A 23,641-nucleotide genomic window follows, 5' to 3' on the forward strand; every position below is an offset into this window, starting at 1 on the left:
CGGCATCCTGGCCCGGCTGCGGCGGGATGCCGGGGCCCCAGATGCCGCCACTTCCGATGACACCGCGGACAAGGCCGCCAAGCGCGAGCCGCGCACCCGGTTCGGCGCCTGGCTGGGCCGGCCGATGACGTCGTTCCATCTGATCGTGGCGGTGGCCGCGCTGTTGACCACGCTCGGCCTGATCATGGTGCTGTCGGCTTCGGGGGTGGAGTCCTACGGCACCGACGGATCCGCGTGGCGGATCTTCGGCAAGCAGGTGCTGTGGACCGTGATCGGACTGGTCGGCTGTTATGTGGCGTTACGCATGCCGGTCCGATTCATGCGGCGCATGGCTTTTGCCGGTTTCGCCTTCACCATCGTGCTGCTGGTGCTGGTGCTGATCCCGGGCATCGGCACGCTCTCCAACGGCTCCCGCGGCTGGTTCGTCATCGCCGGTTTCTCCATGCAGCCCTCCGAGCTGGCCAAGATCGCCTTCGTCATCTGGGGCGCACACCTGTTGGCAAGCCGGCGCATGGAACGGGCGACGCTGGGCGAGATGCTCGTCCCGCTGGTGCCGGCCGCCGTGGTTGCGCTGGTGCTGATCGTCGCCCAGCCCGACCTCGGGCAGACGGTGTCGCTGGGCATCATCCTGCTGTCGCTGTTGTGGTACGCCGGTCTGCCGTTGCGGGTGTTTCTCACTTCGTTGGCGGCCATCGTCGCCGCCGCCGCGATCATGGCGGTGACCGAGGGCTACCGCTCCGACCGGGTGCGATCCTGGCTGGACCCCGACGCCGACTTGCAGGGCGCCGGCTACCAGGCGCGGCAGGCGAAGTTCGCACTGGCCAACGGCGGCATCTTCGGCGACGGCCTGGGGCAGGGCACCGCGAAATGGAACTACCTGCCCAACGCGCACAACGACTTCATCTTCGCCATCATCGGCGAGGAGCTCGGCTTCATCGGCGGGTTCGGGCTGCTGGCGCTGTTCGGGCTGTTCGCCTACACCGGCATGCGGATCGCCAAGCGCTCCGCGGACCCGTTCCTGCGGCTGCTGACCGCCGCCACCACGATGTGGGTGATCGGTCAGTCGTTCATCAATGTCGGCTACGTGATCGGGCTGCTGCCCGTCACCGGAATCCAGCTGCCGCTCATTTCTGCGGGTGGAACCTCCACGGCGACAACGCTGTTCATGGTCGGCATCATGGCCAACGCGGCCCGGCACGAACCGGAGGCGGTGGCGGCGCTGCGCGCCGGCCAGGACGACCGGATGAACCGGATTCTGCGGCTGCCGCTGCCCGAGCCGTACTCGCCGACCCGTCTTGAGGCCCTGCGCGACCGGCTGCGGTCGCGTCCGCAGGCGTCCCCACGGCCACGAACGGCCCAGAGCCCCCGACAGGCTCCGGCCCGCGCGGGCCGCCAGCGCGCCGCAGCGCAGGCGCCGGCTCGGGCGGCCGGTCGAGGCGCCGGGCGCGCAGGGCAAAATGGAGGCGGCCGGCGTCACGCCGGGGCGCGTCCGACTGGCGGACGCGTACGCGCATTGGAAGGTCAGCGATAGGCGGTGAACGACTCGGTCATCTCAGCGGACCGCGGTGCGTCGTTATCGGTAGTCCTCGCCGGCGGGGGCACTGCCGGCCATGTCGAACCTGCGATGGCGGTCGCCGACGCGCTCCGTGCCCTGGACGCCGACGTCCGGATCACCGCGTTGGGCACCGCGCGCGGTCTGGAGACCCGGTTGGTGCCAGCCCGCGGTTACGACCTGGAGCTGATCACCCCGGTGCCATTGCCCCGCAAGATCAATGCCGACCTGGCCCGGCTGCCGCTGCGGGTGCTGCGTGCTGTTCGCGAGACCCGGGCGGTGCTGCGCGATGTGCAGGCCGACGTGGTGATCGGCTTCGGCGGCTACGTGGCGCTGCCGGCCTATCTGGCCGCGCGCGGTCTCGGCGCCAAGCGGGTGCCGGTGGTGATCCACGAGGCCAATGCCCGCGCCGGCTTGGCCAACCGGGTCGGCGCCCGGGGCGCGCAGCGGGTGCTGTCGGCAGTTCCCGACTGCGGCCTGGCCCACCCCGAGGTGGTCGGGGTGCCGGTGCGGGCCGCGATCACCAGCTTGGACCGGGCCGCGCTGCGTGCGGCGGCCCGCGCTGAGTTCGGCTTTGCCGACGACGCTCGGGTGCTGCTGGTCTTCGGCGGATCGCAGGGCGCTCGCTCGATCAACCAGGCGGTGGCCGGTGCGGCCAAACATCTTGCCGCCGCGGGCGTTTCGGTATTGCACGCGCACGGACCCAAGAACATCCTGGACCTGCCGGCGCCCGGTGCGGGTGATCCACCGTATGTCGCGGTGCCCTATCTGGACCGGATGGACCTGGCGTATGCGGCCGCGGACCTGGCGATCTGCCGTTCCGGGGCGATGACGGTTGCCGAAGTGTCGGCGGTCGGGCTGCCCGCGGTGTACGTGCCGCTGCCGATCGGCAACGGTGAACAGCGCCTCAACGCGCTTCCGGTGGTCAACGCCGGTGGTGGAATCCTGGTCGACGACGCCTCGCTGACCCCGGATTTCGTGGCCGATACCGTCGCCGGGCTGCTCACCGATACCGCGCGGCTGGCCGCGATGACCAGCGCCGCGGTGCTGGCCGGGCACCCGGAGGCGGCGCGACGGGTGGCTTCCGTCGCACTGGAAGTCGCGAGCGCAGCGAGGGGCGACCAGTGAGCGGCATAAGCAGGGTCGCACTGGAAGTCGCGAGCGCAGCCAGGGGCGACCAGTGAGCGCCGACCAGCTGCCGCCGGAGCTGAGCCGGGTGCACATGGTCGGCATCGGGGGAGCGGGCATGTCCGGTATCGCCCGCATCCTGCTGGACCGTGGGGGGCTCGTCTCGGGCTCGGATGCCAAGGAGTCGCGCGGGATTCACGCGCTTCGGGCCCGGGGCGCGCAGGTGCGCATCGGTCATGACGCGTCGGCCCTGGATCTGCTGCCCGGTGGGGTCACCACGGTGGTCACCACCCACGCGGCGATTCCCAAGACCAACCCCGAGCTCGTCGAGGCCCGTCGTCGCGGCATCCCGGTGGTATTGCGACCGGCGGTGCTGGCGAAGCTGATGGCCGGGCGCACCACGCTGATGGTCACCGGCACCCACGGCAAGACCACCACCACATCGATGCTGGTGGTCGCGTTGCAGCACTGTGGGCTCGATCCGTCGTTCGCGGTTGGTGGCGAATTGGGTTCTGCCGGTGCAGAAGCCGGCACCAACGCCCATCACGGCAGCGGGCCGCTGTTCGTCGCCGAGGCCGACGAGAGCGACGGCTCGCTGTTGGAGTACACCCCCAACGTCGCGGTGGTGACCAACATCGAGGCGGACCACCTCGACTTCTTCGGTAGTGCCGAGGCCTATACGCAGGTGTTCGACGCGTTCGTCGAGCGCATTGCGCCGGGTGGGGCAGCGGTGGTGTGCGTCGATGACCCCGGCGGCGCCGAGCTGGCCGAGCGCACTGCGGCACAGGGCATCCGGGTGCTGCGTTACGGCACCGAACGCCCCGGGACGGCGGCGCTCGACGGCGAGCTGGTCGCCTGGGAGCAGCAGGGCACCGGAGCGGTCGCCGAGATCATGCTGGCTGGAACGGGCGAGCGCAGGGCGATGCGACTGTCGGTGCCCGGACGCCACATGGCGCTTAACGCGCTCGGTGCGCTGCTGGCGGCGGTCGAGGTCGGTGCGCCGCTGGATGCGGTGCTCGACGGCCTGGCCGGGTTCGACGGGGTGCGGCGACGATTCGAGCTGGTCGGGTCGGCGGGCGTCACGGGATCGGTTCGGGTCTTCGACGACTATGCACACCATCCCACCGAGATCGCCGCGACCTTGACCGCGGTTCGGGCCCTGCTGGACGAGCGTGGAACCGGGCGCAGCCTGGTGGTGTTTCAGCCGCATCTGTATTCGCGGACAAAGGAATTCGCCACCGAGTTCGGCCGGTCGCTGAATGGCGCCGACGAGGTTTTCGTCCTCGACGTCTACGGCGCGCGCGAGCAGCCGTTGCCCGGGGTGAGCGGCGCCAGTGTCGCCGAACATGTCAGTGTGCCGGTGCATTACCTGCCCGACTTCTCGGCGGTGCCCGAGGCGGTGGCAGCGGCAGCCGGTCCGGGCGACGTGATCATCACCATGGGCGCCGGCGACGTCACCGTGCTGGGCCCGGAGATCGTCAGCGCGTTGCGGGCGCGCAGCGATCGGACCCGTCCCGGCAGCCCGGGCGCGCTGTGACCGTGCCGCCCGAAACCCCGGCTGTTCCACCGGAGGATCCGGACGACGCCGCGGACGTCCCCGAAAGCGAAGCCGCCGAAGCCGCTGAGCCGGACCCGGATGTTGTCCCGCAGGGCGAAGCCGGCGCAGGCGCCGCAGAGGACCCAGAGGCCGAAGCCGCCGACGAGCCCGCCGAGGTGGAGGGACCGCGGCGCCGGGCCCGCCGAGAACGCGCGGAGCGGCGCGCCGCGCAGGCGCGTGCCGAGGCGATCGAACAGGCCCGCCGCGAGGCGAAGCGGCGACTGCGCACGGGTTCTGCCGAACCGGCGAAAGGCGTTCCCCGCGGCACCATTCGGGGCCTGAAGATGGTGTTGGCGGTCTTCCTGGCGGCGGTGCTCGTGGTTGGGCTCGGGTTGATCTTGTACTTCACCCCGTTGATGTCGGTGCGCGAGATCGAGGTCAGCGGGATCGCGACGGTGACCCGTGAGGAAGTGCTGGACGTGGCGCGGGTGCAGCTGGGAACGCCATTGCTGCAGATCGACACCGGCAGTGTGGCCGATCGGGTCGCGACGATCCGACGGGTGGCCAGCACCCGGGTGCAGCGGCAGTATCCCTCGGTACTGGGGATCGCGGTGGTTGAGCGAGTACCGGTGGTCTACAAGGACTTTCCCGACGGCCCGCACCTGTTCGACCGGGACGGCGTCGACTTCGCGACCGGTGCGCCGCCGAGGATGCTGCCGTTCTTCGATGTGGACAATCCCGGCCCGGCGGACCCGTCCACTTTGGCCGCCCTGCAGGTGATGACCTCGCTGGCACCCGAGGTGGCCGGCCAGATCAGCCGGGTGGCCGCGCCGTCGGTGGCGTCGATCACCCTGACGCTGGCCGATGGCCGGGTGGTGGTCTGGGGCAACACCGACCGCACCGCGGAGAAGGCCCAGAAGCTGGCGGCGTTGTTGACCCAGCCCGGCCACACCTATGACGTGTCGAGTCCGGACCTGCCCACCGTCCGATAGCGCCGTCGAACCCCACTCCACGGGTGAAGGGTCAGCGGGAAGACCCGCCCTACAGGAAAATTCGCTGGGCGTGTCTCGGCGCGTCGGCGCCGATGACGGCGCAGGCGGCCCTACTGTGGCGGTTGCGCGGAACAACTTGACATAACTCTAAGCCTTTGGTTGAGGTTGAGGGTTTTGTTGAAGACAGAATCGGGGAGTTCCGCGTCAAGCCCGGCCCGAGAGAGGACTCCAATCCCACCAGGGAGGAAGACGAACGATGACCCCACCGCACAACTATCTGGCCGTCATCAAAGTCGTGGGTATCGGTGGTGGCGGCGTCAACGCCGTCAACCGGATGATCGAGCAGGGCCTCAAGGGCGTTGAGTTCATCGCGATCAACACCGACGCGCAGGCATTGCTGATGAGCGACGCCGACGTCAAACTCGACGTCGGCCGTGACTCCACACGCGGCCTCGGCGCCGGCGCCGACCCCGAAGTGGGTCGTCGGGCCGCCGAAGACGCCAAGGACGAGATCGAGGAGCTGCTGCGCGGCGCCGACATGGTGTTCGTCACCGCCGGCGAGGGCGGCGGCACCGGCACCGGAGGTGCCCCGGTGGTCGCGACCATCGCGCGCAAGCTCGGCGCACTGACCGTCGGCGTGGTCACCCGGCCGTTCTCCTTCGAGGGCAAGCGGCGCAGCAACCAGGCCGAGAACGGCATCACCGCGCTGCGGGAGAGCTGCGACACCCTGATCGTGATCCCCAATGACCGACTGCTGCAGATGGGCGACGCCCAGGTCTCGCTGATGGACGCGTTCCGCAGCGCCGACGAGGTGTTGCTCAACGGTGTCCAGGGCATCACCGACCTGATCACCACCCCCGGCCTGATCAACGTGGACTTCGCCGATGTCAAGGGCATCATGAGCGGCGCCGGCACCGCGCTGATGGGCATCGGATCGGCCCGCGGCGACGGGCGGGCGCTCAAGGCCGCCGAGATCGCGATCAACTCGCCGCTGCTGGAAGCCTCGATGGAAGGCGCCCAGGGCGTGCTGATGTCGGTCGCCGGCGGCAGCGACCTGGGGTTGTTCGAGATCAACGAGGCGGCATCGCTGGTGCAGGACGCCGCGCACCCCGAGGCCAACATCATCTTCGGCACCGTGATCGACGACTCCCTCGGCGACGAGGTGCGGGTCACGGTGATCGCGGCCGGCTTCGACTCGGCGGGCTCCGGCCGCAAGCCGGTGACCGGTACGGCCGGTGCGGCCCGGCACGCGATGGCGCCCGGACAGGCCGGCAAGGTCAGCACGTCGCTGTTCGACCCGGTCGATGCGGTCAGTGTGCCGACTGCCACCAATGGTGCGACGGTCAGCGTCGGTGGACGCAATGGCGATGACGGCTGCGACGACGACGACGTCGACGTGCCACCGTTCATGCGGCACTGAACTGATGGCGCTGGCCCGCTTCGCCCGGCTTCGCCGCGCTCGCGACCACCACTAGCCTTCATCCCATGACTTTTCGCATCCGGCGGGTGACGACCACCCGCTCCGGTGGCGTGTCGAAGGCACCGTTCGACAGCTTCAACCTCGGCGACCATGTCGGCGATGACCCGGCCGCGGTGGCGGCCAACCGCGCGCGGCTGGCCAAGGCCACCGGCCTTGGTCCCGACCGGTTGGTGTGGATGAACCAGGTCCACGGCGATCACGTGGTGGTCGTCGACGGGCCACGCGACACCCCGATCGACGCCACCGATGCACTGGTGACCACCGTGCCCCGGCTGGCGATGGTGGTGGTCACCGCCGACTGCGTCCCGGTGCTGATGGCCGACGCGCGGGCCGGGGTGGTCGCCGCGGTCCATGCCGGCCGAGTCGGCGCGCAGCACGGTGTGGTCGCTCGCGCGCTGGAGTACATGCTGGCGGCCGGGGCGCGAGCCGGCGACGTTTCGGTTTTGCTGGGCCCGGCGGTCAGCGGGCTGCACTACGAGGTGCCCGCAGAGATGGCCGACGAGGTCGAGGCGGCGCTGCCGGGCAGTCGCACGGTCACCTCGGCGGGCACTGTCGGCCTGGACCTGCGGGCCGGAATCGCGCGTCAACTAAGGGGATTGGGCGTGCAGGCCATCGACGCCGACCCGCGTTGTACGGCCGCGGACCCGAAACTGTTCAGTCATCGTCGCGACGGACTCACCGGTCGGCTGGCGTCCCTGGTGTGGCTGGAATGAGTGCTCGGTAGAGGTCGCTAGAGGGGGTGGGTGAAACCGGTGGGAGCTGTCCGCGTGTCGGTGCCGCGCCAATGCGCTCGCTGCCGTTACCGTCACCGTTATTAGTCACTTCAGTCACACCTTCATCACAGTCATCAGCCTAGAAGGGTCCAAGGATGAGCACACTCCACAAGGTCAAGGCCTACTTCGGGATGGCTCCTATGGAGGACTACGACGACGACTACTACGACGACGGCGATGACCGCGCCGGGTCGCGTGACTACGCGCCTCGGGCGGAGCGATTCGGCGAGGACGTTTTCGACCGCGTAGGCGGCCGCGCGGAGAGCCGCTACGACGACCGCTTCGAGGACCGCGACTACGACGACGCACCGGCGGGCTACCGGGGCGGCGGCTACGAGGACGACCCCCGCTACCGGGCGCGTGAGTTCGACCGTCCCCGCGACTTCGAGCGCCGGTTCTCCTCGCTGCGCGGCTCGACCCGCGGCGCCCTGGCGATGGAGCCTCGCCGGATGGCGCAGATGTTCGACGAGAGCAGCCCGCTGTCGAAGATCACCACGCTGCGGCCCAAGGACTACAGCGAGGCCCGCACCATCGGCGAGCGGTTCCGCGACGGCACCCCGGTCATCATGGACCTGGTGTCGATGGACAACGCCGACGCCAAGCGACTGGTCGACTTCGCGGCGGGTCTTGCCTTCGCCCTGCGCGGCTCCTTCGACAAGGTCGCGACCAAGGTGTTTCTGCTGTCGCCGGCCGACGTCGACGTCTCCCCGGAGGAGCGTCGCCGCATCGCCGAGACCGGCTTCTACGCCTATCGGTAGGCTGGAACGGCAGTCGAGCCGGTCAGCACTGCTGATGCGGGCACACCCTCGTCAGTAAGGTCGCATTCCGTTGGCGCTGTTCTTCACGATTCTTGGCATCGCGCTATTTGTCTTCTGGCTGTTGCTGATCGCTCGGATCGTCATCGAGTTCATCCGCTCGTTCAGCCGTGACTGGCACCCGACGGGTGCCACCGTGGTGGTCCTGGAACTGATCATGAGCATCACCGATCCGCCGGTGAAGCTGCTGCGACGGCTCATCCCGCAGTTGACTATCGGGGCGGTGCGCATCGATCTGTCGATCATGGTGCTGCTGCTAATCGCGTTCGTCGGGATGGAATTGGCCCTGCAGCACGCCGCTTAGGGCCGGAGCGGGGCTCAGACGCGGGTCAGCCGCAACCGCCAGGCCTCCGGGCCACGCTCCTCGTAGCCGACCGCCAGCCGGCCACCGCTGCGCTCAGCGAGCTGACGCAGCAGCGGAATCGGGTCGTGTGGGGCCACCAGCAGCAGCGAGCCGCCCACCGGAACCGCGTCGAAGGCGCCGAACACCGTCGCATGCCTGATGGCGTGCGGAACCTCGCGCACGTCGAGCTCGGGCGTCTCGTCGTCCTCCTCGCCGCAACCGCATCCGGCGTGGCCGTCGTGCCCGTGGGTCGCGGAGCGGGGCTGGGCGGTGGGAGCCGACCCGGAGGCGACGTCATCCAGGCCGGGCAGTTGGGCGGCCAGTGCAGCCAGCGAGACGCCGCTGGCCTGGGCGAGTGCGGGCAGCAGCAGGTCGGCGACCTTGCCCAGCACGGCCTCCAGCAGTACGCGCAGGACCTCGGTGTGGGCGACCAGCTGAACCCGGTCGGTGCCCTGGGCGATGCGCGCCGCCACCTGCTCGATCAGCTGGATGTCACCGAGCAGGCCTTCGACTAGCAGCCGCGAGCGCTCGACACCGGCCACGGCCGGGAATAACAGCTCCACCGCGGCCCGTAACTGGGGTCGTACCACCTGGTCGATGGAGGCCCGCGCGGCCCGATGAGCCTCGTCGAAGGCCGGCCCGGCGACCGCGGCGAACAACGCTGCACCCAGGGCGGCCTGGCGGCCGAGGAGTTCGGCGTAGCGAGATCGGATGTCCTCGACGGCTGCCGAGTCCGCTGCGCTGGTCGCCATGACCACGTCATTGGTTGTCATTGCCGAGTGTCCCTCCGGTCGGTCCCGCGTGGTTCGACCCCGTCACGAATATTTACGGGCCGCGATTGTGAATAATACGGTGCAGGTGGCCGTGCCGGTAGCCCCTGCCGGCTCGGCCGGGGCCGCGGGAGCGGCGGACGACACGTTTGGACGCGAAGCGAAATAGATCACATTTCGCTGGTGGGGCGCCTAAGCACTTTGCTGCCCTCGGCTGGAAGGGGCGAACCGCACCCGGCTGTCGGCGCCGGCACGAGGCCCAGTTCCCGGCGGTTTTGGTCTCGCCGCGGTGATCTGCCGGCACCGCTCACCGGCCGGGATCGCCGATCGCCCTCAGGGCTTCCGTTTGCCAAAGCGTGATTTCTGTGGCAGCAATTTGAAATTCACTCTTAATATCGTTCACATTGCCGAGCGCAGCGGCGGATGTGACAGGATGGACGGCAGTTACACACGGCGAGCGTTTTCCCGGTCGACTATCGTGCCCGATCGGCGCTAACTACTACCTGACTCGAGGGGGCAGACGATGCCACTAACACCGGCCGACGTACATAACGTCGCGTTCAGCAAACCGCCGATTGGGAAGCGCGGCTACAACGAGGACGAGGTCGACGCCTTCCTTGACTTGGTGGAGACCGAGCTGACGCGCCTCATCGAGGAGAACGCCGACCTGCGTCAGCGGGTGAGCGAGCTCGACCAGGACCTGGCCGCGGCCCGTGCCGGTGGCGGCGCCCAGTCGATTCCGTCGATCCCGGCCTACGAGCCCGCCCCGGAGCCGGTGGCGCCGCCGCAGCCCGTGGTCGCCGCGCCGGCAGCCGAAGTGCCTTCCGAGGAGCAGCACCTCAAGGCGGCGCGCGTGCTGAGCCTGGCCCAGGACACCGCCGACCGGTTGACCGGCACCGCCCGGGCCGAGTCGGAGAAGATGATGGCCGACGCCCGCGCCAACGCCGACCAGATCCTCACCGAGGCGCGCCAAACCGCGGAGACGACGGTCGCCGAAGCTCGCCAGCGTGCCGACGCCATGCTGTCCGACGCGCAGACCCGTTCGGAGACCCAGCTGCGCCAGGCTCAGGAGAAGGCCGACGCGCTGCAGGCCGACGCCGAGCGCAAGCACTCCGAGATCATGGGCACCATCAACCAGCAGCGCACCGTGCTGGAAGGTCGCCTCGAACAGCTGCGCACCTTCGAGCGCGAGTACCGCACCCGGCTCAAGACCTACCTGGAATCCCAGCTCGAGGAGTTGGGCCAGCGCGGCTCGGCTGCACCGGTCGACAGCAGCGCCACCGGCGACGGCGGCGGGTTCAACCATTTCAACCGCGGCACCAACTGACCGTCGGAGTCGAGTAGTTCGCCCGTCGGACTGGAGGTGATTCGATGCTGGTCATCGCATTGGTATTGGCGGTAATCGGCCTGGCCGCATTGGTGTTCGCCGTCGTCACCAGCAATGCGCTGGTGGCGTGGGTCTGCATCGGTGCGAGCGTGCTGGGCGTGCTGCTGCTGATCGTGGACGCCTTGCGGGAGCGGCGCGCGAACGCCCCAGCGGTCGAGGCGCCCTTGGATGCCGGGGACGCTGTCGAGGAGTCCGAGGTTTCCGCCGACGATGACGCTGTTGATCTCGAGAACTCCGACGCCGCCGAGGTGGCGGACTTCGACGCTGAGGCCGCCGAGGCGACCGAAGAGGCCGCCGAGGAGCCCGCTAACCACTCGGCCGACTAGCCCGCTGCTCGGCCCGTAGTCGGTGCGGCCAGCAGGTCGCGGACTTCGTCGTCGTCGGTCTGGTCAAAGTCGCGATAGACCTGTCCCACGGCGTCGAAGGCGTCGGGGGTGGTGACGCAAACGATGTCGTCGGCTTCCTGGGCGATCTTGCGGCGCGCGGACGGTGGCGCGACCGGCACGGCGACGATGATCGACGCCGGCTCGGCCGCCTGGACCGCCCGCACCGCCGCCAGCACACTCGCACCGGTGGCGATGCCGTCGTCGACCAAGATCACCACCCGGCCGCGCAGATCGGCCGGCGGCCGGTCGCCACGGTAGACACGTTCGCGGCGGCCTAACTCGGTGGTCTCGCGGTCGATCACCGACTGCACCTCGTCATCGCTGATCCGCAGGCTGCGGACCACCTCGTCGTTCATCACCACTTGGCCGCCGGCCAGCGCGCCCATGGCCAACTCGGGCTGCTGCGGCACACCGAGCTTGCGGACCAGAAACACGTCCAGCGGCGCCCCCAGCGCGGCGGCGACCTCCCAGGCGACCGGCACTCCGCCGCGGGCCAATCCCAGCACCACCACGCCCTGGGCGCCCGCTACGCCGGGCAGGTAATCGGACAGGTAGCCGGTCAAGAGCTCGGCCAGGGCCCGGCCGGCGTCACGGCGGTCGTGAAAGGTGCGTGGCGCCGGCTGGCGAAGGTACGCGCCTGGACGAGTCATCTCCCCATCGAGCCTACGACGGTTGGGGCATCCGGCGGCGGGATCGGCCCGGGCCGTGGGACTGATGTCGACGAGGCCTACTGATCATCTTCGTTCGTCGTTGACAGATGCAGGCCGAGGTCGATACGCCCCGGCGCAAGTTCAGTGCGCAGCACTCGGCCTGGTCGATAGTCGCCGCTGTCGAGTCGGCGGTAGGGAATCACCGCTTCGTCGTCCAGGCGGGCAATGCGGTCCGTAAGCCGACCGAGCTCGCGCTGAACGCCGGCTGCGTCGAGGTCATCTGCGTCGGCGATCATGTGCGTTGGGTAGGGGGCTACGCCGGTGTACCAGAGCACGCCGTGCGTGAGGCCGAACAGCAGCGTATCGATGTCGCCGCCGAGGCCTCGCGGGCCGAGTGCGGCGGCCGTCTCGCCAGCGCTGACGATGACAAGGGCTCGCTTGCCCGCCAGCAGGCCCTCGCCGTAGCGCCGCGGCAGGCGATCTGGTCCGGGCGGCAGATCAAACCCGAAACCCGACGTGAATACACGATCAATCCACCCCTTGAGGATTGCCGGAAGGCCGTACCACCAGAGTGGGAATTGCAGCACGATGAGATCGGCATCTAAGAGCATTTGCTGCGCCGCGCGGATCTCGTCTGGAAGGTCACCTGCGTGGTATGCCGTGGCCCATCGGTTCAAGAAGGTGCCGTCGACGCCGGCGTGCGAGCCGAGGTCACGGTGCGAAAGAACAGGATCGAACCGTTCGGCATAGAGGTCAGTTGTGGAAACGTCGTAGGTGCTGCTCAACTCGGCGCGGCCGGCGGCGAACAGTTGGTGGTTGAACGACTTACGGTCCGGGTGGGCGTACACCCACAGAGCCCGTGGTCTAGTCCTTGTCACACCGCCATTACAGCAGTCGCGGCGAGATCCGACTTTGGCCGAGCAGTACACGCTTTCAGCCGCAACTACCGGCGCCCCAACGAAAAATCCCGGCCAAAGGACCGGGGCTCCGTATAAACCGATGACCCGACTCAGGTGTAACCGATGACCCGACTCACCACAAAAAATTGTGTCCGAGGGGGGAGTTGGCCGCTTGCGACACGGGTTGAGGTCTTTGAGTTGAGTTGTTGACCAGCGAGTTTACGGTTGGCGAAGGGACGTTCTCGTGCCTGGTCGTGACCTAGAAGCGTTCGACCAGGGTGCCGAGGCGGTGTCGCTTTCTCCGGCGACCTCATCTGGCGCCGTTGACGGCGCACACCTCCTGATTCATAATGAATCAGGAGGTGTGATGATGTCTACCGAATCCGCCAGCCAGACCATCGCCCAACAGGCCGAGCAGCGACTGGCAGCTATCGCAGCTCGTCGGCGCGTCGCCGATCGCGAACTCGAACGCGAGATCTATGAAGCGGCGACCGTCCAGGGTCTCAGCCAACGCCAGATCAGCGACCTGGTCGGCAACCAGTCCCAGGCCACGATCCAGCGCATCCTGCGGCGCGTCAACGACGATCCCAGCCAGCTGGACGTCAAGCCCGCCGAGATCATCGACCAGCGCACCGCCGGAATCATCACTACCGAGCAGATGATGGACAAGCTAATGAACTGGCAGTACACGTTCGGGGGTGTGGTCCGTATCGGGGGTGTAGCCACTGACGCGTACATGACCGGCGACTGGGACGCCATCGAGATGGCCTTCTACCGCGGCCAACTCAGCGACGACGAATTCCGACAGTTGGCCGACCGCCAAGGCAATGCACCCTTCCCTTGATCTGCGTGCGCAAGTCGCCGCCCAGTTCGCCGAATTATCGGCTTTCGGAGCGCCTCTGCATCGTGACTCCGACCAAAGCACCGCACGTCTCTACCCGCGCGGCGACATCGGCCGGGCCCGGTTTCAGAGAGACACCATCGACTGGTATCTGTGCCAGGCCAACCCCCGTCTCGGCGGCCGCACCGCCATCGTCACAGCGGGGCCACCCGGTGCCGGCAAAAGTGCCCTACTGAGGGCCCGGATCGCCGATCTTGATGAATACCGCATCATCGACGCCGACATCATCAAGGACCACATCATCAGGCAAGCCATCGCTGATGGCGTCTATGACAGCCTGCTAACCATGCCACCATTTGCCGACGGCCATGGAGTCGCGCCACGCGAATTGTCCGCACTCGTGCATGTCGAGTCAGTGCGCCTCGCCGAAGCCATCCGAGAAACGTGCACAAGCCTCAAGGAGAATGTGGTCATCGAGGGCACCCTCACTTGGCAACTCCAGGGGCCCAAAATCTTTCGCGAGCTCGCCGACAACGACTACTTCGACGTCGAGGTGTACGGCATCGATATCGAACAAGAGGAAGCCCACGAAAATGCCCTCGACCGTTGGTGGAAGCTGCGTCTCGAATGGGCCAAAGGTCAAGACCCACTCGGCGGCCGGTTCACCCCGATCGACGCGATCGACATGTGCTACCCGGCTGCCGGCGCCGAATCCATCTGCACCACTAACGCCAAAAACGTCATCAACACCGCGATCCAGACCGGGGAGATTCCTCGCGTGCACGTGACAATCCTGCGCCGATCGGCAACGGGCCCAATGGAAGTCATCTACGAAAGGTCCTACCTCCAGTGATGGTCCCGTGGTCCGAGCTCGAACCTGGCCAAGCTGAAACGCTTCTGGCCGTCCTGCTCTACAACGAGCACCGGCGAGCGGTACGCGTTCGCCCATCGCGGGGCGACTACGGCATCGACGTGCTCAACCCGAACCCGGAGGCACCCGAAACATTCGACGTCTACCAGATCAAGTACTTCCATGGAACGCTGACCGCCGGCCAGAAGGGGCAAGTCGAGAAATCGTTTCGGCGGGTGCTGATCGGGTTGGTCCGCCGCGGCATCCCACTGGCCAACTGGTACCTGCTGGCGCCGGTCGACAACACGATCGACGCGCAGCTGGATTGGTTCAACGCGATGCCAGGCAATGTCATCGCCGAAATGTTCGACGATGCCCGATTTATCAAACTGGACAAAAAGCAGCCGCCGCTCACCGACGACGAGAAGGCCCGCATCACGGCCTGGCACAACCAGCCGGGACGCATCATCGACTGGGAAGGCCGATCAGCCTGCGTCACCCTGGCCGCGAAGTATCCCTTCGTCGTCGACTACTACATGCATGGAGGGCGCGAGCACCTCAACCAGGCCTTCACTGAGCTCGTGTCGCTCATCCGCGGCCCGGAGGCCGCCGTGCCCACCCCCGGGGAACTACTGGCCCCGGCCGATGTGCGCAGCCACCTAGACAACCTCAAGAACGCGCTCGACAAGGACCCGCACTTTCTCTACGCATTCAGTGTCGACCCCACTCCACCCGATCTCGCCGTCATCGCTGGCCTCAGCCAGCAGGGATTCGATCTCGATCGCGCTGCGACCGAGATCGTGACTGCGCCGGACCTGGTGGCTGCGACCCAACAACCACTCTCAGATGGCTGGACGCTCACCTTTCGTATCTACCAGCGGTTCGCCGAAGCGCTCAACGAACGGCCCATACCGATCCGGCTGACGTTCGCTAGCGCCGAAGCGACATTCGACCGGCACGCCTTCGACATGTGGCGCAAGTACGGCACGCCGTTGACCGCGCAGGCGCACGTCGACGCCGATCTTCCCGGAGGCCTGGGAACCCAGGGCTTGGCCGAGGTGTCGATGCAGTCACCAGGGGTGAACTACGATGTCCGATTTCGGATCCGCACGCCCGCTGGTGCTTTCGGTGAAGAGTTGTCATTCGCTATCACGGTGACCCGTGGGCCCGACGGGACCGGCACACGAGAATACGGCACCGATGCCACAGGCTTTCTCACTGTCGAGCTACTTAGCGACACTGAAAACCAAACGGGAACATGGCATTTCACCCGCGAAGATATTGTCGGCGCCGAGGTAGTTTCCGCGCTGCCCTCCATCGAGTTCTTGCAAGATCTTACGGCGCCCAACACCCTGCAGGTCGCTGAACGGCTGGGCCCCTTCGTCGATTACCGTGACATCCCCGACGAAAGACATCCCAAGTTCCACGACGACGTCATGGATTATCTTCGCGCCTTGGTGATCATCCAACAGCACACTCCCACGCCGATCCGTATCCCGGACTTGACCACGCTGACCAGGCGCGATATCAACGCTGTTTTTGAAGCGTCGGCGCTCGTGAATGGTCAAGCGGTGATCACTGCGTGGGACAGTATTGGCACGGTAGTTGGTCGCCCTGCGGATGACGCAGGACCAGAACAGGAGATCGACTTCACCAGCGAATACCAGCTTCTGGTGATGCTCAAGCTCATCGTGGAAGTCGGTGATCAGAAGCTCATCTTGGGTACTGTCGCGCAGTACGCACTGTCGGCGAGGTACGGCGTGGAGGGCGATGGCATTGTCGCACGTCCGTATCGCAATGACACGTTGCAGAAAACCTTCTCGCCGTTGCCGGATGCGGCGGGTGCACTGGAGGGCCACGTGCTCGGACGTCGCGTCGGATCGCTCGATGTGCCGCAGATCAAGCTCGACGAACCCGATACCTGGCCACCCGAGCTGCGGAGCGCGGCCCAGGAGGCTGCGCGGCACCCCGACTGCCAAACAACTTTCACAGCCGATCTACGGCCCCCAGACGACCTGTCCAATCGCATCATGAGCGTGCTGTCCGAGCGTGGCATCATCGTCTACCAGTGCACCCGTCTGCTCGACTCCGAGATCGACGACATCCGAACACACGGACTCAGGGCCGCATCCGAGGAACTTCTCGCAGACAAGTTGGAACGAGCTCAAGGCGAAGGCCTGTTGACCGCCGAGCAAGTGCAGCTCATCCAGACAACAGGCGCCCTGATGGACGGTGGCCACCGCGCCGCGCGGACCAACGAGATATGGGCGCTGACAGTGCTACAAACGCTCTCAGTATTCGAAGACGGTGTCGAGCCCCTCTTCGGCCATTGGGGAGGGGAGATCACCTACTTCTGGCAAACATGCGGAAGCCGCGCTCCTGCGCTGGCTGCCACTCTCCAAAGCCTCGGCACGCCCGCGCTGATCGAGTTCGTCCTCAAACCGGCAGAGAATCAACACTATTCACCTGAGTTGGCCAACATCGTCATCGCCCGATGGCGCAACCTCGACGACTGCGCGGGCGAAGTTCACTTCTCAGTCCCACCAGGAGCCCGCGTTCCTGTGCTCGATGTCTGGCTGCCCGATGACCCTCGATGGCCGACGATGACGGTAGGAAAGGCCGACGCGTTGTAGGCGGTCCGAAGTCGGGTAGTGCATTGCGTTGCGCTCCTACTCCGGCCCCGGCAAACCCAGCTATCACATCTATTTTCGCTCGAAAACTATGTAGTCGCCTTGGGCCAGTGCACGGAGCAGCCCGCACACCGCGGGGATTGACTGCTGGAGTACCGTCAGCCCCAATCGGTATCGGAGTTACTTGCGAAGACTCTGATTACCGGATGTATCAGGGATTGTGGAGAACCACACGGTTATCCACCGGCATGACTAAGCTGGCACGATGTCCGAGTAGGTGTGCGTCATCGACGGTACGCAGTGGCGGTGGTTTGCGCACCCCTTCCGCGGACCACCGCAACGAAACTGGCGCCGGCATCAACCGGCGAAGGAACGGTGTGGGTTCGGAGCTGACTTCGACCTCGGCATGGGTTGCATCGCGGCAGGAAAACCGACGCCGAACGGGTACTCACGACTTCCCGACACGATTGTCGATTGCAATGGCGCCAAGTTCGTCAAAATGTTTGGGTGAAAGCGACCGACGTAGATATGGTGCTGAGAGCGTCAGGTTTCGACCGTCTCGACTCGATGTTTAGGCGATGAGCGGAAGGGCGAGAGCTGGGGCAGTTGACCGTGCGGATACCGGACGATGGGGAAGTCTAATGCTGTGTGCAGGAATACACTCATACACTCTCACGCGGCGATTAGGAGAGATGAAACCCTCGCGGCTCGCGATTCGGGCAGGCGCACCGGCTATGTGGTGGCGGGCCTGACTCGGTGACTGGTCACTACTCTGGCAATGGCAGTTTCTCTCTGTTCCAGACGCCAGCGACGCCCCAGTGGCGTGCACCCCAAAAGGGTGCGCTCGGGTCCCTGCTCGCCTATTGGTCTCTGCCCCACCAAAATCCCGCAGTAATCTCAGTGCCGACGGGTGCCGGGAAAAGTGCAATCGCCACAGCTGCGCCCTACCTGCTCGGGGCAAGTCGCGTCCTCGTCGTAGTGCCGTCGCGCGACTTACGAAAGCAACTAGCGGACGACTTTCGCAACGAATCTGTGCTGCGGTCTATTGGTGCTCGGATCGGGGGAGTGCCGCCCACAGTTATTGAAGTGACTGGCCGTGTTGCCGATTGGGAGACCCTGCGGTCTGCTGACGTCGTTGTCGGTTTACCGCAATCGATCAGCCCAGTCAATTACGAGGCTGCGCCACCAATTGACCTATTCGACCTGGTCGTGATTGATGAAGCTCACCACGCACCAGCTGCCACCTGGCGTGCGATCTTAGATCACCATTCCACCGCACGAAGCGTGCTCCTGACGGCAACACCGCAACGGCGCGACGGGCAGCGAATCCCCGGGGATATCGTCTACCACTATCCGCTGCGCCAGGCTCTTGCTGAAGGAATCTATAAGGAGGTTCGGCCGGTCGTCATCGACCTGGAGTCCGGGACGCCCCGAGAAGTTGCTGATCGGATCGTTGCTGAAGAGGTGGTGCGGCACATGAACTCCGCCCACCATGCCACCAGCGCACTGCTGGTTCGTGCAGCCACTATCGGACGTGCGCACGAGCTTTCGGGACTGTACGCCGAGTTCGGTTTGGACCTGCCGGTTTTGGCATCACGCGGGATGACGGCCCAAATGCGCACAACGATCATCGAAGGGCTGAGGAACGGCGACGTCCGAGGCGTAGCAGTTGTCGATATGTTGGGTGAAGGTTTCGACCTCCCAAGGCTTCGCGTGGCTGCCTACCACGACAAGCACAAGTCGACCGTGGCAACTGTCCAGCTCATTGGCCGGCTCGCGCGAGTCGAGGCGGACTATCCGCAGGAGTCGGTGATCGTGACGCCCAAAGATGTCGACGTCTACCCGCAATTGCAGGGGGTTGTCCGACAGCTGTGGGCCGAGGATGCGGACTGGACTCGCGTGCTTCCCGGTTTGATTGATGACGAGATCGAGGCGATTCAGGCCGATCGAAGCTACGCTGCACAGTTGCAAGACGCGCCTCCGGAACTGTCAGTTGAGGCTATCGCGCCAAGTGTGCAAGCAATCCTTTACGAAGTCTCCGAACAGGGCTGGACACCGAGCTTCACATCGGGCGCATTGCCAGAAGAGCTTCACGCTGGCCAAACGATCAGAGGAGCAACGGTCTTCTACTCCGCGGTAACGCCAGAAGGCAACTCGCTCGTCGTAGTGACTGCAACGAGAGACCGGCCCAAGTGGCATTTAGCGCCAGGTCTCGACTCTGACGAGTTCGCGATACACCTTCTGTCGTGGCGCGCGGCTGCACAAACTGGTCAAGTCGGTGTTCTTGCCGTCAACTCTCGTGATCAGAATGTAGTCAAGGTATTGCTCGAAATCCTTGCGTTGCCTGAAAGTTCGCGTCCCGCAAACCCACAGCGTCTTCAAGATGCGTTCGATAGTCTCGAACGTCTGTCCGTTTCGAATATCGGAGTCCGAACCACCTACTTGGGTAGCGAAGGCGTGCCGTCATACAAGATGTTCGCAGGCAAGGGCGTCGACCGGGGACTGCGCGATGCGGACACCGGAAGGGGCGCGCTGGGCCACGCGATGGCCCAGATTGACGGCAGCGATGGCTCCTACACGGCTGGCGTTGCTACGGGCAAAGGCAAGATGTGGGAGTCTCGTCACGTCAAACTGCGACTCTACGAAGAGCACATCTCAGACTTCATCGACCGCTATTGGTTTCCGCCGGCGCAGCCGCTCGGTCGTCTCCTTCCGGCGATGAGTCGAGGGATGCGAATTGATGAGTTTCCAACTGAACCGCTCATCGCGGCAATCGAACTCGATCCGGCATTGTATGTACAAGGTCGATTCGTCGACGATCTACCGCTGGCTGATCTTCAACTCCGAGAAGACCCGCACGAACAGAGGACGGTGGATCGGCTCCCTATCGCTGGCTTCTCACCAGCAGATGACGTGCAACCTGTATGGAGAGGGTGGCAGGAACGGGATGGTTCGTTCCACGACCTCGCGCCAGTGGTGGTCAGGCGCGGGTATGGCTCCGAGACGTCACTGAGCGAGCTGCTCACGAGCCGACCGCCGAGCATCTACTACAGTGATGGCCGAACGGTAATCGGCCCGACCCTGTATGCCCCTGCCGACGTGCGTCGTGAGTTGCCCGATATTCCAACGACAGTGCTTGACTGGTCGAAGGTCGACATCACGAGGGAGACCGAAACGGACTCTGCGGAGCCCGAGACAGTTGGGGACGCGTTCAAGCGATGGTTGCTGGCAAGGCCAAAGCGACTCCGCCACCGGTGGATTCTGAACAACGACGGGCCTGGCGAAATTGCTGATTACATCGTGCTTGAGGTTTCGCCAAAGCCAGTAGAAGTCAACGTGAGCCTCTGGCATGCTAAGGCCGCCGGGGGTAAACCCAGCGTTAGAGTATCCGATCTGCAAGTCCTTCTAGCGCAGGCGATTAAAAGCCGGCGATGGGCAACCGACCGTGGGTTGTGGGAGGAGTTGGGAGCTCGGTTGGTAGGGGACCGACACCCACGACTGAGAGTCATCGAAGGGCGTGAAGGGTTGCTAAAAGTCCTTTGTGGCCTTGTCCCTGAGCACCCGTTGTACTCGTTCGTCAAGTTTGTGCCCAAGATCAACTGCACTATCGGTATCGTCCAACCTGGCATTTCCCTGTCGCAGTTGAATGGACAACTCATCCTTGAGCCCGTCCCCACATCTGCGCAGCAGATCGCCGAACTGCTAACCGTTTGGCACGATGCAGTGTCGCTCACTTCAGGACTCTCCATTGTCGCGAGCACGTGACGGGGTTCGCTGAGTACTGGTGCGACACGGGGGTTAACTGAGTTGTGTAACGCGAACTACGCCTCGGTAGTCAGTAATGCTATCGATGAGTCGCCGAGGAGATCGTCGATACTGCATCAGACGTGCTCGACGCTAGTTGGATCTGGGCAGCATGACGAGCGCCTTCTTGCAGGAAGCTTTCGCCGAAAACTTGGGTGCCGACCGTACATAAATGAATGGGTAGCGTCGAGCGAGGGGAGCGGAGTATCACCTTGCAGACGCTGGAGAAGATCGCGGGCCTTCTGGGGGTTGATCCGCGGGAGTCGCGGGACGATCTACCCGTCGACGAGATTCGGATCGTGCTGAAGCTGGGCGCGCGCTGCGATGTCGTCGGCCAGCCACACCGACTCTTTATGCGTAGCACCATGATCGAGTCGCCGCGATGTCAGTACCGTTGTGACGTTGTGGTTCAAGGGAATCCGTTGGGCCTTCAGCTCGAGGGCCAGTACGGGATCGAATGGCAAGCGAATATCGATCAACCGCGCACTCGACTGGGCGGCAGCCATGACGTGGCTCGTCACAGGGGTACTGAGAAGGATCAGCTCTTGGCTCGGCGTTCCTAGAGTCAGGGCACGCGCCGCGATCTCGCCACCGTAACTGTGGGCGAATAGTGACTGAATGCCGGCCGGCGCGCGGTCGGCTACCCACTCGGCGAAGAACTCTGCGGCCCGGGCGCGGTGTCGCGCACTGTAGTTGCCGCTCCAATGAAAGTGCGCGCCGCCGCTGTAGAGGTTCCGCCGGTACTTGTCGCCGATGAATCGGTGAAAGTCGCCGACGCGCGGTCGCCACCAGTCGCCCATGTATGCCGAGGTGCCGTGAATCATCGTTGATACCGAGGGGCATGTCGAAACTGCGTCTGACGGGGCCTGCAGATCGAGTTCGGGTGCCGGTTCGTATGTGTCAGCTTCAGGAGCTAACGCGGCAGCCCCAAGTGATCGGGTGATGGTGTCGGGCGAGCGGAGCGCTTGATCGAGCCTGGCAAACGCCAGTGCTGCGAGGACGTAAGCATCGACGTAGCGGTCACCGGTCCCGAGCCGGTACGAAAATTGTTGGTAGGTCGCCGACCAACGGTCCGGGTCCCATTGCACCCTCGCGTCGGAATCGACGGCCGACAGCGGGGATTCCCCGAGCCCGATGGGGTACAGCGGCCAGAAGCCGTCGCGCCTGTCGAAGTCGAAATCCAAGCCGAAGTACAACCGCTCGAAAATCCGTCGGCGGGCGCTGGCCGACCGCAGCGGTAACTGTGTGGCCAGGCTCAGTCCGCGCCAGAGGGCCGCGGCTGCTGCGGCTGACTCTCGTTCAAGCGCACTGCCGAGCATCGCGAACAGGAAGCCGACCCCTCCTGCGGGATCGGCGTTCTCGTTCAGCTCGGCCCAGCCGCGCATCCGGATGTGGTCAAAGTTGGTGTCGGCCCTGGTCGTGTATCTGCCCAGTCGGTCAAGTGGATTTTGCCCCGTCCAGTCGCGGGCGTTGTCTTCGAGAACGAGGTCGGAAAAGCCCAGTGCGCGCAGCTCGGTGGTGAGCCCGCCTGCCGCCGTCGCAGCTCCTCGAAGCAGGAATGCGAGCGCAGCTGCGCGGCACACGTTGCTGCCTTCATATGGCGGGCCTGAACTGGCAGTTACGCCGTCGGCAAACGGTTCGAACACGCCATCGTCATCGCTGGGTGCTGTCATCTGACCGCCTTCGTGGGCATCGGCCATCTTCGCCGTTAATCGATGGAGTGCGCTTTCCGCATTTTGTCACTCAGAGAGGTCACGCTCGTCTGTTTCGATGCATAGGGGGCGGCGTCGCTTCTGCCCTCCTGTCGGTTCCGGAATCACCTGCTCACTTTTCGACCGGAACCGACACGGGTGGCCGCTCGTCGGATCTGTCAACCGCTAGCCAAGTTGGGCCGTACGGGGTCGTTGCATCTTCAGGACGTTGTTTACTTGTCCCTGTGTCGACCGCAGCTGACAATCCGATCCTCACGGCCACCGACGATCGCCTCGGCAGGGTTGCGATCGCCTCAGCATTGATCCGCTCGATTCGAGTTGCTGATACCACTGAGGGCTAACGCACTCCGCGGGGTCCTGTTCTGCGCCGTCTGCGGACGGCGGATGCAGAGCGCCGCTCGCGGCGGCAAGCAAACAACACGCATCCTCTACCGGTGTGAACTGGGTAAGTCGCGTTCTGTACCTGTAGACCTGACGGATCACCCGCGCACGGTCTACCTACGTGAGGACGCGGTGACACCTCGACTCGACGAATGGATCGCCAGCCTGGCCGATTCAGAAGACCTGGCCCGCGGTCAGGAAGTGGACCCGGAAGCAGGCAACGTCGCCTTGCTGCGCCAGCTCGGCGAGGCGAACAGCAAGATTGCCGCTTTGATTGCCGCCGTGGAGTCCGGCGTGGCCGTCGACGACCTCACCGATGCATTGCGTCGCCGTACCGCCCAGCGCGACGAGCTGAAGGCGCGCCTGGAACGAGTCGAGCGACCCCGCGCCATGTCGGCTAAACAGATCAGCGAGTTGGTGCAGGAATTGGGTGGGCTAGCAGCGGTGCTGGGTGAAGCAACCGGGGCCGAACGTGCTCAGGTGTACGCGAGCCTGGGCCTGCGTCTTGATTACGATCCCCACCTGCGCCAAGTCAAGGCGACGGCCGACCTGAGTCGTGTCGCCGGATGTGTCCGAGGGGGGACTTGAACCCCCACGCCCGTTAATAGGGCACTAGCACCTCAAGCTAGCGCGTCTGCCATTCCGCCACTCGGACCAACCCGGCCGTGCCGGGCAGCTAAGGCTAACGGATGCCCTTCGCTGGACCCAAAC

The 23,641-nt window shown here is 65.4% G+C and carries 19 protein-coding genes and 1 tRNA gene; 15 read left to right on the plus strand and 5 right to left on the minus strand.

Annotated features, from left to right (window positions below):
• The first annotated feature begins 4 nt into the window (after window positions 1-4).
• The 8 genes from ftsW (at window position 5) to ACKY0X_RS09120 (ending at window position 8,581) form a co-directional block, all read left to right on the plus strand.
• The gene (gene ftsW, locus ACKY0X_RS09085) at window positions 5-1,531 is read left to right on the plus strand and encodes a putative lipid II flippase FtsW (protein WP_409429563.1); all 1,527 of its coding nucleotides are present in this window, start codon (window positions 5-7) and stop codon (window positions 1,529-1,531) included.
• Between the two features lie 3 nt (window positions 1,532-1,534).
• Entirely contained in the window at window positions 1,535-2,680 is a 1,146-nt protein-coding gene (murG, locus tag ACKY0X_RS09090; protein WP_409429165.1) for an undecaprenyldiphospho-muramoylpentapeptide beta-N-acetylglucosaminyltransferase, read from the plus strand.
• Between the two features lie 52 nt (window positions 2,681-2,732).
• Window positions 2,733-4,217, plus strand: coding sequence for a UDP-N-acetylmuramate--L-alanine ligase (gene murC, locus ACKY0X_RS09095; RefSeq protein ID WP_409429166.1), 1,485 nt, complete (start codon window positions 2,733-2,735; stop codon window positions 4,215-4,217).
• Entirely contained in the window at window positions 4,214-5,209 is a 996-nt protein-coding gene (locus ACKY0X_RS09100) for a cell division protein FtsQ/DivIB (RefSeq protein WP_409429167.1), read from the plus strand. The genes murC and ACKY0X_RS09100 overlap by 4 nt, the downstream gene beginning before the upstream one ends.
• Before the next feature lie 256 nt (window positions 5,210-5,465).
• A complete protein-coding gene (ftsZ, locus tag ACKY0X_RS09105; RefSeq protein WP_409429168.1) occupies window positions 5,466-6,629 on the plus strand; it encodes a cell division protein FtsZ in 1,164 nt (387 codons plus the stop codon).
• A gap of 65 nt (window positions 6,630-6,694) precedes the next feature.
• Window positions 6,695-7,402, plus strand: coding sequence for a peptidoglycan editing factor PgeF (pgeF, locus tag ACKY0X_RS09110; RefSeq protein WP_409429169.1), 708 nt, complete (start codon window positions 6,695-6,697; stop codon window positions 7,400-7,402).
• A 155-nt stretch (window positions 7,403-7,557) separates the two neighbouring features.
• Window positions 7,558-8,220: a cell division protein SepF gene (locus ACKY0X_RS09115; protein ID WP_409429170.1), complete on the plus strand. Its 663-nt coding sequence runs from the start codon at window positions 7,558-7,560 to the stop codon at window positions 8,218-8,220.
• A 70-nt stretch (window positions 8,221-8,290) separates the two neighbouring features.
• Window positions 8,291-8,581, plus strand: a complete 291-nt coding sequence (locus tag ACKY0X_RS09120) for a YggT family protein (protein WP_409429171.1) — start codon at window positions 8,291-8,293, stop codon at window positions 8,579-8,581.
• A 14-nt stretch (window positions 8,582-8,595) separates the two neighbouring features.
• Here the strand turns inward: ACKY0X_RS09120 and ACKY0X_RS09125 are convergent, their stop codons facing one another.
• The gene (locus tag ACKY0X_RS09125) at window positions 8,596-9,393 is read right to left on the minus strand and encodes a DUF2249 domain-containing protein (protein ID WP_409429172.1); all 798 of its coding nucleotides are present in this window, start codon (window positions 9,391-9,393) and stop codon (window positions 8,596-8,598) included.
• A 520-nt stretch (window positions 9,394-9,913) separates the two neighbouring features.
• On the opposite strand from ACKY0X_RS09125, the gene ACKY0X_RS09130 reads away from it, so the two are divergent.
• Window positions 9,914-10,717 carry a DivIVA domain-containing protein gene (locus tag ACKY0X_RS09130; RefSeq protein ID WP_046286882.1) on the plus strand — a complete coding sequence of 268 codons (804 nt, stop codon included), beginning with the start codon at window positions 9,914-9,916 and terminating at the stop codon, window positions 10,715-10,717.
• A 44-nt stretch (window positions 10,718-10,761) separates the two neighbouring features.
• Entirely contained in the window at window positions 10,762-11,103 is a 342-nt protein-coding gene (locus ACKY0X_RS09135) for a hypothetical protein (RefSeq protein ID WP_409429173.1), read from the plus strand.
• Here ACKY0X_RS09135 and ACKY0X_RS09140 read toward each other — a convergent pair.
• Window positions 11,100-11,813 (minus strand): phosphoribosyltransferase, encoded by a 714-nt coding sequence (locus ACKY0X_RS09140; protein ID WP_409429174.1) that lies wholly within the window; start codon window positions 11,811-11,813, stop codon window positions 11,100-11,102. The genes ACKY0X_RS09135 and ACKY0X_RS09140 overlap by 4 nt on opposite strands.
• A 77-nt stretch (window positions 11,814-11,890) precedes the next feature.
• On the minus strand, window positions 11,891-12,661 hold the full coding sequence (locus ACKY0X_RS09145; RefSeq protein WP_409429175.1) for an NAD(P)H-dependent oxidoreductase: 771 nt from the start codon (window positions 12,659-12,661) through the stop codon (window positions 11,891-11,893).
• Between the two features lie 421 nt (window positions 12,662-13,082).
• Here ACKY0X_RS09145 and ACKY0X_RS09150 point away from each other — a divergent pair, with 421 nt between their 5' ends.
• The 4 genes from ACKY0X_RS09150 (at window position 13,083) to ACKY0X_RS09165 (ending at window position 20,798) form a co-directional block, all read left to right on the plus strand.
• Complete coding sequence (locus ACKY0X_RS09150) at window positions 13,083-13,556, plus strand: helix-turn-helix domain-containing protein (protein ID WP_409429564.1); 474 nt, start codon at window positions 13,083-13,085, stop codon at window positions 13,554-13,556.
• A complete protein-coding gene (locus ACKY0X_RS09155) occupies window positions 13,540-14,406 on the plus strand; it encodes a zeta toxin family protein (RefSeq protein ID WP_409429176.1) in 867 nt (288 codons plus the stop codon). Before ACKY0X_RS09150 ends, ACKY0X_RS09155 begins: the two co-directional genes overlap by 17 nt.
• On the plus strand, window positions 14,403-17,036 hold the full coding sequence (locus ACKY0X_RS09160) for a hypothetical protein (RefSeq protein WP_409429177.1): 2,634 nt from the start codon (window positions 14,403-14,405) through the stop codon (window positions 17,034-17,036). The genes ACKY0X_RS09155 and ACKY0X_RS09160 overlap by 4 nt, the downstream gene beginning before the upstream one ends.
• A 753-nt stretch (window positions 17,037-17,789) precedes the next feature.
• Window positions 17,790-20,798, plus strand: a complete 3,009-nt coding sequence (locus ACKY0X_RS09165) for a DEAD/DEAH box helicase (RefSeq protein WP_409429178.1) — start codon at window positions 17,790-17,792, stop codon at window positions 20,796-20,798.
• 314 nt (window positions 20,799-21,112) lie between these two features.
• Here ACKY0X_RS09165 and ACKY0X_RS09170 read toward each other — a convergent pair whose 3' ends face one another.
• Complete coding sequence (locus tag ACKY0X_RS09170) at window positions 21,113-22,510, minus strand: hypothetical protein (RefSeq protein ID WP_409429179.1); 1,398 nt, start codon at window positions 22,508-22,510, stop codon at window positions 21,113-21,115.
• A 357-nt stretch (window positions 22,511-22,867) separates the two neighbouring features.
• Between ACKY0X_RS09170 and ACKY0X_RS09175 the strand changes: the two genes are divergently transcribed.
• On the plus strand, window positions 22,868-23,518 hold the full coding sequence (locus ACKY0X_RS09175) for a recombinase zinc beta ribbon domain-containing protein (protein ID WP_409429180.1): 651 nt from the start codon (window positions 22,868-22,870) through the stop codon (window positions 23,516-23,518).
• Here ACKY0X_RS09175 and ACKY0X_RS09180 read toward each other — a convergent pair.
• Window positions 23,500-23,585: transfer RNA gene (locus ACKY0X_RS09180), tRNA-Leu, on the minus strand. The genes ACKY0X_RS09175 and ACKY0X_RS09180 overlap by 19 nt on opposite strands.
• Between the last annotated feature and the right edge of the window lie 56 nt (window positions 23,586-23,641).

This window comes from Mycobacterium sp. SMC-11, from assembly GCF_046250095.1.
GTDB classification, from domain to species: domain Bacteria; phylum Actinomycetota; class Actinomycetes; order Mycobacteriales; family Mycobacteriaceae; genus Mycobacterium; species Mycobacterium heraklionense_A.

Excerpts from the sequence above, each read along its gene's own strand:
- ftsZ (WP_409429168.1), top strand. The coding sequence starts at position 5,466 with ATGACCCCACCGCACAACTATCTGGCCGTCATCAAAGTCGTGGGTATC.
- pgeF (WP_409429169.1), top strand. The coding sequence starts at position 6,695 with ATGACTTTTCGCATCCGGCGGGTGACGACCACCCGCTCCGGTGGCGTG.
- ACKY0X_RS09115 (WP_409429170.1), top strand. The coding sequence starts at position 7,558 with ATGAGCACACTCCACAAGGTCAAGGCCTACTTCGGGATGGCTCCTATG.
- ACKY0X_RS09125 (WP_409429172.1), bottom strand. The coding sequence starts at position 9,393 with ATGACAACCAATGACGTGGTCATGGCGACCAGCGCAGCGGACTCGGCA.
- ACKY0X_RS09130 (WP_046286882.1), top strand. The coding sequence starts at position 9,914 with ATGCCACTAACACCGGCCGACGTACATAACGTCGCGTTCAGCAAACCG.
- ACKY0X_RS09135 (WP_409429173.1), top strand. The coding sequence starts at position 10,762 with ATGCTGGTCATCGCATTGGTATTGGCGGTAATCGGCCTGGCCGCATTG.
- ACKY0X_RS09140 (WP_409429174.1), bottom strand. The coding sequence starts at position 11,813 with ATGACTCGTCCAGGCGCGTACCTTCGCCAGCCGGCGCCACGCACCTTT.
- ACKY0X_RS09150 (WP_409429564.1), top strand. The coding sequence starts at position 13,083 with ATGTCTACCGAATCCGCCAGCCAGACCATCGCCCAACAGGCCGAGCAG.
- ACKY0X_RS09155 (WP_409429176.1), top strand. The coding sequence starts at position 13,540 with ATGCACCCTTCCCTTGATCTGCGTGCGCAAGTCGCCGCCCAGTTCGCC.
- ACKY0X_RS09170 (WP_409429179.1), bottom strand. The coding sequence starts at position 22,510 with ATGACAGCACCCAGCGATGACGATGGCGTGTTCGAACCGTTTGCCGAC.